14 protein-coding genes are annotated in these 17563 nt (G+C 63.9%); 8 read left to right on the top strand and 6 right to left on the bottom strand.

The window, feature by feature from the left end:
* Positions 1 to 47: 47 nt before the first annotated feature.
* From QSV46_RS33800 to fahA, 5 genes are all read left to right on the top strand, one after another.
* Positions 48 to 1664, top strand: a complete 1617-nt coding sequence (locus tag QSV46_RS33800) for an FAD-dependent oxidoreductase (protein ID WP_314961863.1) — start codon at positions 48 to 50, stop codon at positions 1662 to 1664.
* An 8-nt stretch (positions 1665 to 1672) separates the two neighbouring features.
* Complete coding sequence (locus QSV46_RS33795; RefSeq protein WP_314961860.1) at positions 1673 to 1897, top strand: DUF2783 domain-containing protein; 225 nt, start codon at positions 1673 to 1675, stop codon at positions 1895 to 1897.
* 18 nt (positions 1898 to 1915) lie between these two features.
* Positions 1916 to 2872, top strand: coding sequence for an MBL fold metallo-hydrolase (locus QSV46_RS33790; RefSeq protein WP_314961857.1), 957 nt, complete (start codon positions 1916 to 1918; stop codon positions 2870 to 2872).
* Between the two features lie 2 nt (positions 2873 to 2874).
* Positions 2875 to 4221: a homogentisate 1,2-dioxygenase gene (hmgA, locus tag QSV46_RS33785; RefSeq protein ID WP_314961854.1), complete on the top strand. Its 1347-nt coding sequence runs from the start codon at positions 2875 to 2877 to the stop codon at positions 4219 to 4221.
* Between the two features lie 109 nt (positions 4222 to 4330).
* Positions 4331 to 5602 carry a fumarylacetoacetase gene (gene fahA, locus QSV46_RS33780; RefSeq protein WP_314961852.1) on the top strand — a complete coding sequence of 424 codons (1272 nt, stop codon included), beginning with the start codon at positions 4331 to 4333 and terminating at the stop codon, positions 5600 to 5602.
* Between the two features lie 116 nt (positions 5603 to 5718).
* Here the strand turns inward: fahA and QSV46_RS33775 are convergent, their stop codons facing one another.
* Positions 5719 to 6030, bottom strand: coding sequence for a DUF1272 domain-containing protein (locus QSV46_RS33775; protein ID WP_314961845.1), 312 nt, complete (start codon positions 6028 to 6030; stop codon positions 5719 to 5721).
* A gap of 72 nt (positions 6031 to 6102) precedes the next feature.
* Positions 6103 to 6582 (bottom strand): Lrp/AsnC family transcriptional regulator, encoded by a 480-nt coding sequence (locus QSV46_RS33770; protein ID WP_314961843.1) that lies wholly within the window; start codon positions 6580 to 6582, stop codon positions 6103 to 6105.
* A gap of 120 nt (positions 6583 to 6702) precedes the next feature.
* Here QSV46_RS33770 and hppD point away from each other — a divergent pair, with 120 nt between their 5' ends.
* Entirely contained in the window at positions 6703 to 7821 is a 1119-nt protein-coding gene (hppD, locus tag QSV46_RS33765) for a 4-hydroxyphenylpyruvate dioxygenase (RefSeq protein ID WP_314961841.1), read from the top strand.
* 221 nt (positions 7822 to 8042) lie between these two features.
* On the opposite strand, the gene QSV46_RS33760 is transcribed toward hppD, so the two are convergent.
* The 4 genes from QSV46_RS33760 to QSV46_RS33745 form a co-directional block, all read right to left on the bottom strand.
* Positions 8043 to 9149, bottom strand: coding sequence for a CaiB/BaiF CoA-transferase family protein (locus tag QSV46_RS33760; RefSeq protein ID WP_314961838.1), 1107 nt, complete (start codon positions 9147 to 9149; stop codon positions 8043 to 8045).
* Positions 9150 to 9348: 199 nt separating this feature from the next.
* Positions 9349 to 10149 carry a xanthine dehydrogenase family protein subunit M gene (locus QSV46_RS33755; protein ID WP_314961835.1) on the bottom strand — a complete coding sequence of 267 codons (801 nt, stop codon included), beginning with the start codon at positions 10147 to 10149 and terminating at the stop codon, positions 9349 to 9351.
* Between the two features lie 13 nt (positions 10150 to 10162).
* Entirely contained in the window at positions 10163 to 12505 is a 2343-nt protein-coding gene (locus QSV46_RS33750) for a xanthine dehydrogenase family protein molybdopterin-binding subunit (RefSeq protein ID WP_314961832.1), read from the bottom strand.
* 86 nt (positions 12506 to 12591) lie between these two features.
* Positions 12592 to 13077 (bottom strand): (2Fe-2S)-binding protein, encoded by a 486-nt coding sequence (locus tag QSV46_RS33745; RefSeq protein WP_314961830.1) that lies wholly within the window; start codon positions 13075 to 13077, stop codon positions 12592 to 12594.
* A 232-nt stretch (positions 13078 to 13309) separates the two neighbouring features.
* Here QSV46_RS33745 and QSV46_RS33740 point away from each other — a divergent pair, with 232 nt between their 5' ends.
* Together QSV46_RS33740 and QSV46_RS33735 are read left to right on the top strand one after the other, a co-directional pair.
* Entirely contained in the window at positions 13310 to 15349 is a 2040-nt protein-coding gene (locus tag QSV46_RS33740; protein ID WP_314961828.1) for a HAMP domain-containing methyl-accepting chemotaxis protein, read from the top strand.
* A 160-nt stretch (positions 15350 to 15509) separates the two neighbouring features.
* Positions 15510 to 17537, top strand: coding sequence for a HAMP domain-containing methyl-accepting chemotaxis protein (locus QSV46_RS33735; RefSeq protein WP_314961826.1), 2028 nt, complete (start codon positions 15510 to 15512; stop codon positions 17535 to 17537).
* The last annotated feature ends 26 nt before the right edge of the window (positions 17538 to 17563 follow it).

Here is a 17563-nt window from a genome sequence, read left to right as displayed (position 1 = left end):
ACTATCTAGCAGATTGGTCCTCTCCTGACCAGAGCCGAGGTTAGCGCATGGCGCAGGCCAATACGCAGCAGGCTAAAACCCAGTTCGGCTATCGCCGTCACCCCGACCAGGACCGTCCGGCCCAAAGCCCGGCCGAGCATCCCGTCGTGGTCGTCGGCGCGGGCCCGGTCGGACTGTCGCTCGCCATCGACCTCGCCCAGCGCGGCCAGCGCGTCATCCTTCTGGACGATGCCGACCGCATCGGCGAGGGATCCCGCGCGATCTGCTTCTCGAAACGCTCGCTGGAATACTGGGACCGGCTCGGCGTCGCCGACAGCATGGTCGAGAAGGGCGTGGTGTGGAGCGTTGGCCGCATCTTTCACGGCGAGTCGCAGCTCTATCAATTCAACCTGCTGCCCGAGGACGGCCACAAGCGGCCGGCGTTCATCAATCTCCAGCAATATTACGCCGAAGCCTATCTGGTCGATCGCATCGGTGATCTGCCCGGGATCGACCTGCGCTGGCGCAACAAGGTGACGGCGCTGGAGCAGCGCAACGATTCCGTTGCGGTGACGATCGAAACACCCGAGGGCGCCTACCGTCTGCACGCGCAATATGTCGTCGCCTGCGACGGGGCACGCTCATCGCTGCGGCAGATGGTCGCCGCCGAGTTTGCCGGGCAGGTGTTCGAGGATCAGTTTCTGATCGCCGACGTCAAGATGACGGCGGAGTTTCCGACCGAACGCTGGTTCTGGTTCGATCCGCCGTTTCATGCGGGACGCTCGGCGCTGCTGCACCGCCAGCCCGACGATGTCTGGCGCATCGATCTCCAGCTCAATCGTTACGCCGATCCGATCGTCGAGAAACGACCCGAAAACGTGCGCCCACGGATCGCGCGCATGCTGGGTCACGACAAATTCGAGTTCGAGTGGATCTCGCTCTACAAATTCCAGTGCCGCCGGATGGATCGCTTCATCCATGGCCGCGTGATCTTTGCAGGCGACTCCGCGCATCAGGTCTCGCCCTTCGGTGCGCGCGGCGCCAATTCCGGGCTTGAGGACGCAGAAAATCTCTCCTGGAAGCTCGACCGGGTGCTGCGCGGGACCTCGCCCGCGAGCCTGCTCGAGAGCTACCATGTCGAGCGGAGTCTCGCGGCCGACGAGAACATCCGCGAATCCACCCGCTCGACCGATTTCATGGCGCCGAACTCGCATCAGGAAGCGCGGCTGCGCAAGGCGGTGCTGTCGCTCGCCAAGGAGACCGAATTCGGCAAGCGCATGGTCAATGGCGGTCGGCTCTCGGTGCCGTGCAGCTACGACTCGCCGCTGTCATCGCCCGATGCGGATGCGTGGAGCGGCGGACCGTCTCCCGGCTGTTCCATGCTCGACGCGCCCGTTGCCGCGCAAGCCTATCTGACGGATGCATTCCGCAAGGGCGGAACGGATTTCACCTTGCTGTCGTTCAGCAACGGCGCGGCGATCGGCGCGCCCGATGGTGTCAAGGAGATCCGCATCGGCGGCGGGGGCGGGTTGGGCGATCCGTCGGGCCTCGTCGCGAAGCGCTATGACGCGGAACCGGGCGCCGCATATTTGCTCAGGCCCGACGGTTATGTCGCGGCACGCTTCCGTCATCCGACGCGCGAGGCAATTGCGGCAGCGTTGTCCCGGGCAGTCGGTCTGAATTGAGGTTTCGCATGCCGCTTTCCACCAGCTCGAACTTCGCCCGGCCCGACGACGCGTTTCGCGCCATCGTCGAGGCGCATCGCGGCCTCACGGATGAACATAGCGCGGATTTCGACGCGGCCCTGGTGCTGATTCTCGCCAATCATATCGGCGACATTGACGTGCTGAGGGAGGCGCTTGTGCTGGCGAAACGCCGAATGATCGACGGCCAGCAGCAACAACAGCAACAGCAATAACCTTATAAGGATGAACTGATGGCGAAGAATTTCGCATCCACCGGCGATCTCTCCGAGAAGAAGATCACCTTCTCCGAGATCGGCACCGATCTCTACGCCTTCACTGCCGAGGGCGACCCGAACACCGCCATCATCGTAGGCGACGACGGCTGTCTCGTTTTCGACGCGCAGTCGACGCCGGCGATGGCGAACAAGGTGATCGAGCGTGTCCGCACGGTCACCGACAAGCCGATTAAATACGTCGTGCTGTCGCATTATCACGCCGTGCGCGTGCTGGGTGCCTCCGCCTACAAGGCGCAGGGCATCGTCGCCTCGCAGGAGACCTATCGGCTGATCGCGGAGCGTGGTCAGCAGGACTGGGATTCCGAATACGGCCGCTTTCCACGCCTGTTCCAGGATGCGCAAAGCATTCCCGGCCTGACCTGGCCGACGCTGACCTTCGAAGGCGAGATGTCGATCTATCTCGGCAAGCGCGAGGTGCGCCTGATGCAGCTAGGGGCCGGTCACACCTCGGGCGATATCGTCGCCTGGGTGCCGGATGCCGAGGTCATGTTCTCCGGCGATCTCATCGAATACCACTCGGCCTGCTATTGCGGCGACGCGCACTTGCGCGAATGGCCGCTGACGCTGAACGAGATCCGCAACTTCAATCCCAAGGCAATCGCGCCGGGCCGCGGCGATGCGCTCAAGGGCGTCGCCACGGTGCGCGAAGCCATCGCGATGACGCGCGATTTCGTCACCTCGCTCTATGGCGCGGCAGAAATCTCGGTCGCCAAGGGGCGCACACTCAAAGAGACAATGGCGGCGACGCGCGAAGTGATGGATCCGAAATTCCACAGTTTCGCCATCTACGAGCACTGCCTGCCGTTCAACGTTTCGCGTGCCTTCGACGAGGCCTCGGGGATCGATGACCCCGTGATCTGGACCGACAAGCGCGATCAGGAAATGTGGGCTGCTTTGCAAGGAGGAGGATAGACATGAACATCAATACCTCGCCTGATCAGATTATTCGAAGCTCGGCGCAGGTGACGCCGGGGTACATGTCCGGCTTCGGCAACAGCTTTGAGACCGAGGCGCTGCCGGGCGCGCTGCCGATCGGCCGCAACTCGCCGCAGCGCTGTGCCTATGGTCTTTACGCCGAGCAACTCTCCGGTTCGCCCTTCACCGCCCCGCGCGGCAGCAACGAGCGCTCCTGGCTCTATCGCATCCGGCCCTCGGTGAAGCATTCCGGCCGCTTCGAGAAGGCCGACACTGGCCTGTGGCGCTCCGCGCCCTGCCATGAAAACGATCTGCCGATCGCGCAACTCCGCTGGGACCCGGCGCCAATCCCGAAGGAGGATATGACCTTCCTGCAGGGCGTGCAGACCATGACGACGGCCGGCGACGTCAACACCCAGGCCGGCATGGCCGCGCATGTCTATCTCATCACCAAATCGATGGTGGACCAGCATTTCTACAATGCCGACGGCGAGCTGATGTTCGTGCTGCAGCAGGGCAATCTGCGCCTCGTGACCGAGTTCGGCCGCATCGATGCGGAGCCGGGCGAGATCGTCGTGATCCCGCGCGGTGTCAAGTTCCGCGTCGAGATTCCGAAGGGACCGGCGCGCGGCTATCTTTGCGAGAACTACGGCGGCGCCTTCACGCTGCCGGAACGCGGGCCGATCGGCGCGAATTGCCTCGCCAATGCACGCGACTTCCTTACGCCGGTCGCGAACTACGAGGACAAGGACACGCCGACCGAGCTCTACGTGAAATGGGGCGGCGCGCTGTTCAAGACACAGCTCGCCCACTCGCCGATCGACGTCGTCGCCTGGCACGGCAATTACGCGCCGTACAAATACGACCTGCGCACCTTCTCTCCGGTCGGCGCGATCGGCTTCGATCACCCCGATCCCTCGATCTTCACGGTGCTGACCTCGCCGTCGGAGACCGCGGGTACCGCGAATATCGACTTCGTCATCTTCCCTGAGCGCTGGATGGTGGCCGACAACACTTTCCGTCCGCCCTGGTATCACATGAACATCATGAGCGAGTTCATGGGCCTGATCTACGGCGTGTATGATGCGAAGCCACAGGGCTTCGTCCCGGGCGGCATCTCGCTGCACAATTGCATGCTGCCGCACGGCCCGGATCGCGACGCCTTCGAGCACGCCAGCAATGGGGAGCTGAAGCCGGTGAAGCTGACCGGCACCATGGCGTTCATGTTCGAGACCCGCTACCCGCAGCGTGTCACCGCGCACGCCGCAAACGCCGCGACGTTGCAGGACGACTACGCGGACTGCTGGAAGGGCCTGGAGAAAAGGTTCGATCCGAAGAAGCCGTGATGTTCTGTTACTCGTCATCGCCGGGCTTGACCCGGCGATCCATCCCTCTTCGAAAGGATGGATGCCCGGGGCAAGCCCGGGCATGACGACTATTTGATTGGAGACTCATGTGCCCCACCCCAACGACCCCAGCCTCCGCTCCTTCATCGGCGTCGATCCCGCTTCCGACTTCCCGATCCAGAACCTGCCTTATGGCGTGTTCTCGACCGCGGTGAATCCGACGCCGCGGGTTGGCGTCGCGATCGGCAGTTATGTGCTCGATCTCTGGGAGATCGAGCAGGATTCCCGGCTTGATGTCGGGCCACTCGGTGTGTTCTCCGGGGCCTCGCTCAATCCGTTCATGGCACTGGGACCGAAGGTCTGGACCAAGACGCGCGCGCGGATCAGCGAGCTCTTACGTGCCGATCATCCGGAGCTGCGCGACAATGAAGAGCTGCGCAAGGCGGCGCTGGTGCCGATGCGCGACGCCAAACTGCATCTGCCGTTCGCAGTTTCCGGCTACACCGATTTCTATTCCTCGAAAGAACACGCCACCAATGTCGGCGTGATGTTCCGCGGCAAGGACAATGCGCTGCAGCCGAACTGGCTGCATATGCCGATCGCCTATAACGGTCGCGCCTCGACGGTCGTGGTCTCCGGCACAAAGGTGAAGCGTCCGCGCGGACAGTTGAAGCCGCCGAATGTCGACGTGCCGAGCTTCGGGCCGTGCAAGCGGCTCGACTTCGAGCTGGAGATGGGTGTCGTAGTTGGCCAGTCGTCGCCGATGGGTGGCATGCTCACGGAGCAACAGGCCGAGGAGATGATCTTCGGCTTCGTGCTGCTCAACGACTGGAGCGCGCGCGACATCCAGCAGTGGGAATACGTGCCGCTCGGCCCGTTCCTCGCCAAGGCCTTTGCGACCTCGATCAGCCCGTGGGTGGTGACGCGCGAGGCGCTGGAGCCGTTCCGCCTGAAGGGACCGGAGCAGGACCCGGTGCCGCTCGATTATCTCAGGCAGGGAAAGCCGCAGAACTACGCTGTCGAGCTCGATGTCTCCTTGCGCGCCCCCGGCGCCAACGCGCCCGCCAGCATCAGCCGCACCAATTTCAAATACATGTACTGGTCGTCGGTACAGCAACTGATGCATCATGCGTCGAGCGGCTGCGCCATGAATGTCGGCGATCTCTTAGGCAGCGGCACCATCTCCGGTCCCGAGAAGAACCAGCGCGGCAGCCTGCTGGAAATCAGCTGGAACGGCACCGAGCCGGTCGAACTGCCCGGCGGTGTCACACGCTCGTTCCTGGAAGACGGCGACAGCCTCGTGATGCGCGGCTGGTGCCAGGGAAATGGTTACCGGGTCGGGTTCGGCGAGGTCGAGGGGACGATTTTGGCGGCGGAGTAGGGAGCGACACACACAGGTTTCGTAGGGTGGGCAAAGGTGCGATAGCGCCGTGCCCACCATCTTCCCGGTCGCGATGGCTATGGTGGGCACGCTACGCTTTGCCCACCCTACGAAAGCTACCGCATCTCCGGCGGCACGTCCTTGACCCGCGCGCAATGCGCCGCGACATCCTCCACGCTGTACTTCAAATGCACCCGCTTGTCCGACGGTGCCTGGTTGGTCGTGCATACGCCAGGCCGCCATTCCTGCGCAGGTCTGATCGGGCGCGGGGCAAAGCCGCCGCCGCAATTCGGGCAGACATTGGAGAGCTTCGTCTCCACGCAGTCCGCACAGAACGTACACTCATAAGAACAGATCCGCGCGTCCGTTGCATCAGGCGGCAGATCGCGGTCGCAATATTCGCAGTTCGGTCGTAGCTGGAGGGCCATGGTTGATTCTCCGCGGAGGGGCTGATGATCGCAGACAGCGCGTCACGTGCGAATGCCGTAGTTCCCTCAATTTCAGCCAGCTTTCAAATCCTTCAGCGGCAGCTTCGAGCTTTCCTTCAGCCGATCCAGCACGATCGAGGAGCGCACATGCGCCACGCTCTGGTGCGGCATCAGGACGTCATTGACGAGGTTGGAGAGACCCTTGAGGTCGCGCAGCACGGCCTTGAGCACGTAATCGGCGTCGCCCGTCAGCGAATAGGCTTCCTGGATTTCGTCGATGCGGCCAACCAGTGTGCGAAACCGCTTGGAATTGTCCGGCGAGTGGGTCGCAAGGCCGACCTGGATGAAGGCAATCACGCCGAAGCCGAGCGCCTCGCTGGAGAGATCGGCGTGATAGCCTGAGATCACCTTCTCCTCCTCCAGCCGCATCCGTCGCCGCGAGCATTGCGAGGCCGAGAGACCGGCGTGGTCGGCCAGTTCCTGATTGGTGAGGCGGCCGTCGTCCTGGAGCGCGCCGAGGATCTTGAGGTCGAAGGCGTCAACCGAAATCATGCGTCGTTTGTCCATTTGATGCACGGAGTGTGCAGAATATATCCAAAACAAGTCCCGTTTGCACGCTCATTGCGCGCTCCGTGATGGATAGTTCAGGGCAGCAGCAAATTGGGAGAGCACATGGGTCCGTTTCCGCACGATGCACCGCCGGCCACCATCACGGCCGACAATCCGATGGGCACCGACGGGTTCGAGTTCGTCGAATACGCCCACCCCAATCCGGAAGAGCTGCATACGCTGTTCAAGCTGATGGGCTATGCGCCCGTCGCGCGCCACAAGACCAAGGCAATCACCGTCTACCGCCAGGGCGACATCAACTATCTCGTCAACGAGCAGCCCGGCACCCACGGCTTCGAGTTCGTCGCAGCGCACGGCCCGTGCGCGCCATCGATGGCGTTTCGCGTGGTCGATGCGAAGGCGGCCTATGAGCGCGCGATTTCGCTCGGTGCTGAACCTGCGGACGTGTCGTCCGCGCAGAAGACGCTCGACGTGCCCGCCATCAAGGGAATCGGCGGCAGCCTGCTTTATTTCGTCGATCGCTACGGCGCCAAGGGCTCGGCCTATGATGCCGAGTTCGAATGGCTCGGCGCGCGCGATCCGCGCCCCAACGGTGCCGGCTTGTTCTATCTCGACCATCTCACCCACAACCTCCATCGCGGCCGCATGGATGTGTGGACCGGCTTCTATGAGAGGCTCTTCAACTTCCGCCAGATCCGCTTCTTCGATATCGAGGGCCGCGCCTCCGGCCTGTTCTCGCGTGCACTGACCAGCCCGGACGGCAAGATCAGGATTCCGATCAACGAGGACGCCGGCGATTCCGGGCAGATCGAGGAATATCTGAAAATCTATCGCGGCGAGGGCATTCAGCACATCGCCTGCGGTTGCCGCGACATCTATGGCACCATCGAAGGCCTGCGCGAGGCCGGCCTGCCGTTCATGCCGGCGCCGCCCGAGACTTATTTCGAGCGCATCGACGCGCGCCTGCCCGGGCACGGCGAGGATATCGGTCGCTTACAGAAGAACGGCATCCTGATCGACGGCGAGGGCGTGGTCGACGGCGGCCAGACCAAGGTGCTGCTGCAGATATTCTCGTCGAACGCGATCGGCCCGATCTTCTTCGAGTTCATCCAGCGCAAGGGCGACGACGGCTTTGGCGAGGGCAATTTCAAGGCGCTGTTCGAATCGATCGAGGAAGACCAGATCCGGCGCGGGGTGTTGAAGGTGGATACGGCGGCGTAAGTCGTAGGTCGCGCTGCCGCATCAAAACAGGTGTCGTCCCGGACAAGCGTAAGCGCAGATCCGGGACCCATACCGCGGAAGCCATCGATTGAGATCGGTAGAAGTACCGAACGGCCGGTCCCCGCCAAAACCACGCCCTGCGGATATGGATCCCGGATCTGCGCTCCGCTTCGCTGCGCTTGTCCGGGACGACATTTGAATTCGGCGCGGTAGCGGAGACTTTACCTCTTCCACGCAGCTGTCACCGCTCCGATCTCCGCTCCCTCCGGCTCGCGAACCGCCGACGGCGTCCGCGAGAAGCGCGGCGCGGGCGCCGGTTGCTTCACGCCGTGGCGCTCGACGAACACCTGTCGGGCGACCATGTGCGGATGCTCGGTCGCTTCCGACATCGTCAGCACCGGTGCGAAGCAGATGTCGGTGCCTTCCATGATCCTGCACCAGTCCTCGCGGGTCTTGCTCTTGAACACGGCCTGCAGCTTTTGCTTCAGCGCCGGCCAGGCCTTGGGCTCCATCTGAGCGTCGAAATCGGCATCGGTCAGGCCCGCATGCTGGCGCAGCAGCGCGTAGAATTGCGGCTCGATCGAGCCGATCGAAACGAAATGGCCGCAGGCGCATTCGTAGACGCCGTAGAAATGCGCGCCACCGTCGAGGAAGTTCTGATGGCGGTTTTCGGTCCAGCGGCCAATCGTTTTCATGTCGAAGAAGAACGACATCAGCGAAGCCGCGCCGTCGCACATCGCGGCGTCGACGACCTGGCCCTTGCCGGATCTCTGCGCTTCCAACAGCGCGGCGAGCACGCCGACGACGAGATAGAGCGCGCCGCCGCCGAAATCACCGACCAGGTTGAGCGGCGGCACCGGTGCTTCCTTCGGTCCGATCGCTGCCAGCGCGCCGGTGATCGAGATGTAGTTGATGTCGTGGCCGGCGGCGTTGGCAAGCGGGCCCTCCTGGCCCCAGCCGGTCATGCGGCCGTAGACGAGCTTTGGATTGCGCGCGAGCACGACATCAGGGCCGAGCCCGAGCCGCTCCATCACGCCGGGACGAAAGCCCTCGACCAGCGCATCGGCGTTGGCAAGCAGGTCGAGCACCTCTGCGATCGCCGCCTTGTCTTTGAGGTCGAGCTCGATCACCTTGCGGCCGCGGCCTGCCACGGACTTCATGCTCTTCTTCGCGCCGACGCGGTCGAGCGTGACGACGTCGGCACCCATGTCGGCCAGCATCATGCAGGCGAACGGGCCCGGGCCGATGCCGGCGAACTCGACGATGCGGAAGCCGGAAAGGGGACCGGAGGTGCGGACGGAGGAGGTGGGAGCGGATTTGTCGAGCACGTTGTTGTTTCCTCGGGTCGCAGGCAAGTGCCGGATGGTCCGGCAACTACCTCTGACGTTCCTCTGTGGGCGAGTTAATTGGCTGATTAACTTTTCTCGCCTTCGCGCCAGCGAGGCAAGCGGTATTCGTGCCGCATGGCCAAAATAAAAGCGGCGCGCACCGAAGTGCGCGCCGCGGAAAATTTGTGTTGAGGCGCCGTCAGCCGGCAGCAGTTACGGCGCGCTGTGCCATCACCTTGATCAAGTTGGCGCGGTACTCGGCCGTGCCGTGGATATCGGCCAGCAGATTGCTCGCCGAAATGCTCACGCTGTCGATCGCCGACGGCGACCAGTTCGCTTTCAGCGCGGCTTCGATCGCGGGGACCCGCATCACGCCGCTCTGGGAGGCGCCGGTGGCGGCCACCCGGACCTCGCCCGACTTGGTCTGCGCCACGAACACGCCGGTCAGCGCGAAGCGCGAGGCCGGGTGCCGCATTTTCTCGTAGCCTGCCTTCGCCGGAACCGGGAACGACACGGCGGTGATGATCTCGCCGTCTCCGAGCGCCGTGGTGAACAGGCCCTGGAAGAAGTCCTCGGCCGAGATCGACCGCTTGTTGGTCTTCACGGTCGCGCCGAGCGCGAGTAACGCGGCCGGGAAATCGGCAGCGGGATCGTTGTTGGCGATCGAGCCGCCGATCGTGCCGCGATAGCGCACGGCGGGGTCGCCAAGCACCGAGGTGAGATAGGCAATCGCGGGGATCGCCTTCTTCACGTCCGCATTCTGCATGATGTCGAAATAGGTCGTGCCGGCCTTGATGGTCAGCACGTCGCCCGACAGCTCGACGCCCTGCAGCTCCTTGATCTTGCCGAGGTCGATCACATCGGAGGGGCTGGCGAGTCGCTGCTTCATCACCGGCAGCAGCGTCTGGCCGCCAGCAAGGAACTTTGCTTCGCTGCTCTTGGCGAACAAGCTTGCCGCTTCGTCGACGGTGGAGGCGCGATGATAAGTGGTCTGGTACATCTTCGTTCCTCCTTCAGGCCGCGTGGATCGTGCGCCACACCCGATCAGGGGTTGCGGGCATTTCCAGATTGTTCTTGCCGATCGCATCCGTGATCGCATTGATCACGGCAGCAGAGGCGCCGATCGCGCCGGCCTCACCGCAGCCCTTGATGCCCAGCGGATTGCCCGGGCAGAGCGTCGTGGTGTGGGAGAGATTGAACGATGGCAAATCGTCGGCGCGCGGCATGGCGTAGTCCATGAACGAGGCCGTGACCGGCTGGCCGCTAGCGTCGTAGATGGCGTGCTCAAGCAGTGCCTGTCCGATTCCCTGAGCAAGGCCGCCATGGACCTGGCCTTCGACAATCATAGGGTTGATCAGCCGACCGAAATCGTCGGCCGCGACGAAGTTGACGAAGGAGGTCTTGCCGGTGCCGGGATCGACCTCGAGCTCGCAGATATATGTGCCGGCCGGGAAGGTGAAGTTGGTGGGATCGTAGAAGGCGCTCTCCTTCAGGCCCGGCTCCATCCCGTCAGGCAGGTTGTGCGCGGTGTAGGCCGCGAGCGCCACCATCGGGAAGGCGATCGCCTTGTCAGTACCGGCGACTTTGAACTCGCCGTTCTCGATGACGATGTCGCCCTCGGATGCTTCCAGCGCATGCGCTGCGATCTTCTTGGCCTTGGATTCCATCTTCTCCATCGCCTTCAGGATCGCGGTGAGACCGACGGCGGCCGAGCGCGAGCCGTAGGTGCCCATGCCGAACTGCACCTTGTCGGTATCGCCATGGACGATCGAGACCTGGCTGATGGGAACGCCCAAGCGCTCGGCGACGAGCTGGCAGAATGTGGTCTCGTGACCCTGGCCATGGCTGTGCGAGCCGGTGAGGATCTCGATGGTGCCGACCGGGTTGACGCGCACTTCTGCGGACTCCCAAAGACCAACGCCGGCGCCAAGGCTGCCGACCGCCTTGGACGGGGCGATGCCACAGGCCTCGATGTAGCAGGAGACGCCGATGCCGCGCAGCTTGCCGTCGGCCTTCGCCTTGGCCTTGCGGGCGGGGAAGCCGGCATAGTCGATCGCCTTCATCGCGGCGTCGAGCGAGGCGTTAAAGTCGCCGGTGTCGTAGGCCATGATCACCGGCGTCTGGTGCGGGAACTGGGTGATGAAGTTGGTTCGGCGCAGCGCAGCCGGATCGACGTTCAACTGCCGCGCCGCCGTCTCCATCAGACGTTCGATCAGATAGCTCGCCTCGGGACGGCCCGCGCCGCGATAAGCATCGACCGGCGTGGTGTTGGTGTAGACGCCGATCACCTCGGCGTGGATCGCCGGGATGTTGTACTGGCCCGACAGCAGCGTGGCGTAGAGATAGGTCGGGACTGACGACGAGAACAGCGACATGTAGGCGCCGAAATTGGCGTAGGTCTTCACCTTGAGCCCGGTGATCTTGTTGTTCGCGTCGAACGCCATCTCGGCATGAGTGACATGGTCGCGCCCATGCGCGTCGGTGAGGAAGGCCTCGGTGCGGTCGCCAGTCCATTTCACCGGACGGCCGATCTTCTTCGAAGCCCACAGCGCCACCATCTCCTCGGGATAGATGAAGATTTTCGAGCCGAAACCGCCGCCGACGTCGGGGGCGATCACGCGCAGCTTGTGCTCGGGGGCGATGTTGTAGAACGCCGACAGCACGAGGCGGGCGACGTGCGGGTTCTGCGACGTCGTATACAGCGTGAAATGCTCTTCCGCCGTGTCGTAATCGGCGATCGCCGCGCGCGGCTCCATCGCGTTGGGGGCGAGGCGGTTGTTGGTGACGTCGAGCTTGACGACGTTGGCGGCCTTGGCGAAGGCGGCATCGGTCGCGCCCTCGTCGCCGAGCACCCAGTCATAGACCTGGTTGCCGGGAGCTTCGGGGTGCAGCTGCGGCGCGCCTGATTTGATCGCGGAGTGGATGTCGGCGACTGCCGGCAACTCCTCATAATCCACGACCACGGCTTCCGCCGCGTCGCGCGCGAGATTCTTGCTGTCGGCGATCACGACCGCGACGGCCTGACCGACGAAGCGCACCGTTTCGGGCGCCATTGCGGGCCATGCGCCCATCTTCATCGGGCTGCCGTCCTTGGAAGTAATGGCCCAGCCGCAAATGAGGTTGCCGACCTTGTCCTCGACGATCTGCTGGCCCGTGAGCACCGCGACGACGCCCGGCATCTTCAGCGCGGCGGAGGAATCGATTCCCTTCACCTTGGCATGGGCATGCGGGCTTCTGATGAAATGGGCATGGGTCATGCCCATCAGCTTGATATCGTCGACGTACCGGCCCTTGCCGGTGATGAAACGCTTGTCTTCCTTGCGCACGACGCGCGCGCCGATGCCTTCAACACCCATGACTGGTCCTCCCGACCGGAAATTTTATGGCTGCGCTTTCCTTCGAGAGCGGCAGCGGTGATTTGTTCTATCGAGGCGCGCCGCCGTTACTCGGCCGCCTGCGAGACCTTCATGCGTCCGGCCGCATCCAGCACGGCTTTCACGATGTTGTGGTAGCCGGTGCAGCGGCAGATATTGCCTTCCAGCTCTTGGCGGACGGTGGCCTCGTCGAGCTGGCCACCATGGCGGTGCACGATGTCGATCGCCGACATGATCATGCCCGGCGTGCAGTAGCCGCATTGAAGGCCATGGTTGTCGCGAAAAGCCGCCTGCATCGGGTGCAGCTCGTCGCCCTTGGCGATGCCCTCGATGGTGATGATGCTGGCGCCGTCGGCCTGGCCCGCCAGCATGGTGCAGGATTTCACCGCCCGGCCATCCATATGCACGACACAGGCGCCGCACTGGCTGGTGTCGCAGCCGACATGGGTTCCGGTAAGGTTGAGGTTCTCGCGGAGGAGTTGGACCAGCAGCGTGCGGTCCTCGACATCGACGGCAACGGCCTTGCCGTTCACCGTCAGTTTGACTGTAGACACGGTTGGAGTCCTCCCGGGATGATTTTGATTGTTTCTAATTAGAGACCGCTGCCCCCGGGCTTGGCAACTAGGATTTTGGCCGCCCGGGTCGGCCTTTGGCCGATAAAGCCGGAAATCGTACCGGCGCGCCGAATTTACCGCCCCTTATCCATTCTGCCCTAGTTTTGCGCATCCGGGTCTGGAGGCGGGGCGCTTTCCGGACCACGGCTGAATAGAAAATTGGGGGTTGGGAATGTCCGGGCGTATCGCGTCGCCGTCGAAGCGTACAATATTTCCGACCCTCAGGTTCCGCGCCAAGATCATCCTGGGCTTTGCCGCAGTGCTGGTGATCTCCGCCGGCAGCATGGCTTTCTCCTATTTCGGCTTCGAGCGGGTCTCGGCCGGGGTCGGCTCCTATCGCAGCAGCGTTTCCGAGGCCGATCTCGCCCGCAACATCGACCGCGAACTGCTCGCCTACCGTTCGGCCGTCAAATATTTCGTCGTTACCGGCAAGGAGGACGATGCCAAGGCGGCGCTGGACGCTGAGGCCAGCCTGAAGAGTGCCATCGACCAAGCGGTCAAGAGTGCCAAGCGGCCGGCGCGGCAGGAGAGCCTGGGCAAGCTCGCCAAGGAGTTTTCGAACTTCTCCGCGACTTTCGCAAAAGTCCTCCAGGCCAAGCGCGATAGCGCGCTGCTGGTGCAGAACCAGCTCACGCGCAACGCCAACCTGTTGAAGTACAAGCTCGACGACATCGGCAACAACGCCTCCGATTCCGAGGCGCAGGCGATCGAGTTCGGGACCAAGCAGGTCAACGCCCAATTCCAGACCGCGAGCGCTGCGGCGACCAATTTCGTGCTGACGTCCGATCAGGCGATTGCCGCCAGCGCGCTGGCGCGGCTGAAATTCGTCGAGAACTCGCTCGGCGCGATCTATTCCATGGACGATAAGATCGTCGCCGGCCTGAAGGATGCCAAGGGATTGCTCGGTGCGTATCGGGAATCACTGGAGAAGTTGATCGCAAACGCCAAGATGATCGACGAGCTCGTGACCGAGATGAGCGGCTCGGCCGGCGCGATCCTTCAGGGCGCCACCGCCATGAAGGCGGATCTGGTCGCCGAACAGCAGCGACTCGATTCGGAGTCGGAAGCGACCATCGGGCAGACCGAGCAACTGGTCCTGATGCTCGCGGTCGGCGGCACGCTGCTCGGTGCGGTCCTCGCCTTCCTGCTCGGCACCGGCATCTCGCGTCCGATGATCGCGATGTGCAAGGCGATGCGCGAACTCGCGTCAGGCAATTTCGACGTCGTGCTGCCGGGTCTCGGCCGCAAGGACGAAATCGGCGAGATGGCCGGCGCGGTCGAGGAGTTCAAGGTCCAGGCCGTGACCAAGGCCGAGCGCGATGCCGCTGCCAGCGAAGCCCAGAACCGGGAGCAGGCCGCCGCACGCCGGTCCGAGCTGATCCGCTTTGCCGACGATTTCGAGAGCGCGGTGGGCGCCATCGTGTCGAACGTCTCGGCCTCCGCCGTGCAGCTCGAATCGGCGGCCTCGACGCTGACCCGCACGGCCGAGACCACGCAGAGCCTGTCGAGTCAGGTTGCCGGCGTCTCCGAGCAGGCTTCTTCCAACATGCAGTCGGTCGCGACCGCGACCGAAGAGCTGTCCGCCTCGGTCGAGGAGATCGGCCGCCAGGTCCGCGACTCCAGTCGAATCGCGGAAAATGCCGTGGTGCAGGCCAGGGAGACCGACAGCCGGATCGGCAAGCTCTCGCACGCCGCCCAGCAGATCGGCGAGGTGGTCAAGCTGATCACCGCGATCGCCGAGCAGACCAACCTGCTCGCGCTCAACGCCACCATCGAGGCGGCGCGCGCCGGTGAGGCCGGCCGCGGCTTCGCGGTAGTCGCCAGCGAAGTAAAGTCGCTGGCAAGCCAGACTGCCAAGGCCACCGACGAGATTTCCTCCCACATCATGGGCATGCAGGGCGCGACCGCCGAGTCGGTCGCAGCGATCAAGGAGATCGGAGCAACCATCGGCCAGATCTCGTCGATCTCGACGTCGATCGCCAGCGCCGTCGAGCAGCAGGGCGCGGCGACGCAGGAGATCGCCCGCAGCGTCCAGACCGTCGCCCAGGGCACCCAGACCGCCGCCACCGATATCGGCCAGGTCAACCGCGGCGCCGCCGAGACCGGCTCGGCCTCGGAGGAGGTCCTGCATTCGGCCAAGACCCTGTCCAGTGAAAGCACGCGCCTGCGCGCCGAGCTCGACCGCTTCATGGCAAATATCAGGGCGGCGTAAGGCTGGACCGCGCCGCTCGCTCGATCTCGTCCCGGACAAGCGAGTTGCGGCGCCACAAATTTACCACAGCTTATCCTTTGCCCCGTAACGTACCGGCGAGTCGGGCAGCGGGCTGCTTCCCGGCTGCGCCTGGTTTTCCGCGAATGGAATGGGGTGGGGAATGCCCGTCAAGTCGAACACATCGAAGCTGCTCACCTTGCGTTTTCGTGCAAAAATCATCCTGGGCTTCGTGGCGGTGCTGGCCATCCTCGCCGTCAGCATGGCTTTCGCCTATTTCGGCTTCGAGCGGATCCAGGCCGCCGTGGCCTCCTACCGCTCCAGCGTCGCCGAAGCGGACCTCGCGCGGACGGTCGATCGGGATCTGATCGCTTACCAGGGCCTGACGCGGGCCTATACGCTGACCGGCGCGGCGGATGACGAGACCGCGGCCAAGGCGGCCGAAGAGAATCTGAAGGGCGCGATCGCCAAGTCGGTGGCGGCCACGACCGGCGCCGCCCGCCGCGAGCAGGTCGGCAAGCTCGAGGCCGAGTTTCAACGCTTCACGAAAGTGTTCAGCGAGATCATCACGCTGACGCGCGAGAACAACAAGATCGCAGCCGATGAGCTCAACAGCGTCGGCAACAAGATCCGCTTCAAGTTCGACGACCTCGCCGACACTGCGGCGCTGGCGGGCCTGAACTCGGTTCAGACCACCGCCAAGGACATCACCTCGCAATATCTGGCGGTTTCAACCTCAGTCGGCGCCTTCGTCGCCAAGCCGGAGCCGAAGACCGCCGACGGCGTGATCGCCCGCATCAAGTTCCTGGAGACCCTGCTGGTCTCGATCTATGCCAACGACCAGAAGATCACCGACCGCGTCACCGAGATCGGCAATCTGCTGAAGCAGTACCGCACGTCCTTCTCGAAGCTGACGGAGAATGTGAAGGTCATCGTCAAGTCGAACGGCGAGATGACCAAGACGGCCGCGTCCATTCTCAAGCTCTCGGGCGAGCTGCGCTCGGAACTGACCGCCGATCAGCAGCGCATCGAGGCGAGCACAAATACCACGATCGTCGAGACCGAGCGGTTGATGCTGATGCTGGCACTCGGCGGCCTCGCCATCGGCGCTGTGCTGGCCCTGATGCTCGGCAACGGCATCTCGCGTCCGATGATCGCGATGTGCAAGGCGATGCGCGAACTCGCGTCGGGCAATTTCGACGTCGTGCTGCCGGGGCTCGGCCGCAAGGACGAAATCGGCGAGATGGCCGGCGCGGTCGAGGAATTCAAGGTGCAGGCGATAGCGAAAGCGGAGCGCGATGCCGCTGCCAGCGAAGCGCAGAACCGGGAGCAGGCCGCAAGGCGCCGCTCCGAGCTGATCCGTTTCGCCGATGATTTCGAGAGCGCGGTCGGCGCCATCGTTTCCAACGTCTCGGCCTCCGCCGTACAGCTCGAATCGGCGGCCTCGACGCTGACGCGCACGGCCGAGACCACGCAGAACCTGTCGAGTCAGGTTGCCGGCGTCTCCGAGCAGGCCTCTTCCAACATGCAGTCGGTCGCGACCGCAACGGAAGAATTGTCTGCTTCGGTCGAGGAGATCGGCCGTCAGGTCCGCGACTCCAGTCGTATCGCGGAAAATGCCGTGGTGCAGGCCAGGGAAACCGACGGCCGGATCGGCAAGCTTTCGCATGCCGCCCAGCAGATCGGCGAGGTCGTCAAGCTGATCACGGCGATCGCCGAGCAGACCAACCTTCTCGCCCTCAACGCCACCATCGAGGCGGCGCGCGCCGGCGAAGCCGGTCGCGGCTTCGCCGTTGTCGCCAGCGAAGTAAAGTCGCTGGCGAGCCAGACCGCCAAGGCCACCGACGAGATTTCCTCCCACATCATGGGCATGCAGGGCGCAACGGCCGAATCGGTTGCCGCGATCAAGGAGATCGGCGCGACCATCGGCCAGATCTCGTCGATCTCGACGTCGATCGCCAGCGCCGTCGAGCAGCAGGGCGCGGCGACGCAGGAGATCGCGCGCAGCGTCCAGACCGTGGCGCAGGGCACCCAGACCGCCGCCACCGACATCGGCCAGGTCAACCGCGGAGCCGCCGAGACCGGCTCGGCCTCGGAAGAGGTGCTGAACTCGGCAAAAACCCTGTCCAGCGAAAGCACCCGTCTTCGTGCCGAGCTCGACCGGTTCATGGGCAATATCAGGGCGGCATAGGATCGCTGCGGTCCTGAACCCTCGCT

It is taken from the genome of Bradyrhizobium cosmicum (genome assembly GCF_032290525.1).
GTDB lineage: Bacteria > Pseudomonadota > Alphaproteobacteria > Rhizobiales > Xanthobacteraceae > Bradyrhizobium > Bradyrhizobium cosmicum_A.
This window is presented reverse-complemented; position numbering and strand designations above follow the sequence as displayed.

What these genes read in the sequence shown, in the direction of transcription:
- hmgA (WP_314961854.1), top strand. Translation starts at nt 2,875, where the DNA reads ATGAACATCAATACCTCGCCTGATCAGATTATTCGAAGCTCGGCGCAG.
- QSV46_RS33790 (WP_314961857.1), top strand. Translation starts at nt 1,916, where the DNA reads ATGGCGAAGAATTTCGCATCCACCGGCGATCTCTCCGAGAAGAAGATC.
- QSV46_RS33775 (WP_314961845.1), bottom strand. Translation starts at nt 6,030, where the DNA reads ATGGCCCTCCAGCTACGACCGAACTGCGAATATTGCGACCGCGATCTG.
- QSV46_RS33755 (WP_314961835.1), bottom strand. Translation starts at nt 10,149, where the DNA reads ATGTACCAGACCACTTATCATCGCGCCTCCACCGTCGACGAAGCGGCA.
- QSV46_RS33740 (WP_314961828.1), top strand. Translation starts at nt 13,310, where the DNA reads ATGTCCGGGCGTATCGCGTCGCCGTCGAAGCGTACAATATTTCCGACC.
- hppD (WP_314961841.1), top strand. Translation starts at nt 6,703, where the DNA reads ATGGGTCCGTTTCCGCACGATGCACCGCCGGCCACCATCACGGCCGAC.
- QSV46_RS33750 (WP_314961832.1), bottom strand. Translation starts at nt 12,505, where the DNA reads ATGGGTGTTGAAGGCATCGGCGCGCGCGTCGTGCGCAAGGAAGACAAG.
- QSV46_RS33795 (WP_314961860.1), top strand. Translation starts at nt 1,673, where the DNA reads ATGCCGCTTTCCACCAGCTCGAACTTCGCCCGGCCCGACGACGCGTTT.
- QSV46_RS33770 (WP_314961843.1), bottom strand. Translation starts at nt 6,582, where the DNA reads ATGATTTCGGTTGACGCCTTCGACCTCAAGATCCTCGGCGCGCTCCAG.
- QSV46_RS33735 (WP_314961826.1), top strand. Translation starts at nt 15,510, where the DNA reads ATGCCCGTCAAGTCGAACACATCGAAGCTGCTCACCTTGCGTTTTCGT.
- QSV46_RS33800 (WP_314961863.1), top strand. Translation starts at nt 48, where the DNA reads ATGGCGCAGGCCAATACGCAGCAGGCTAAAACCCAGTTCGGCTATCGC.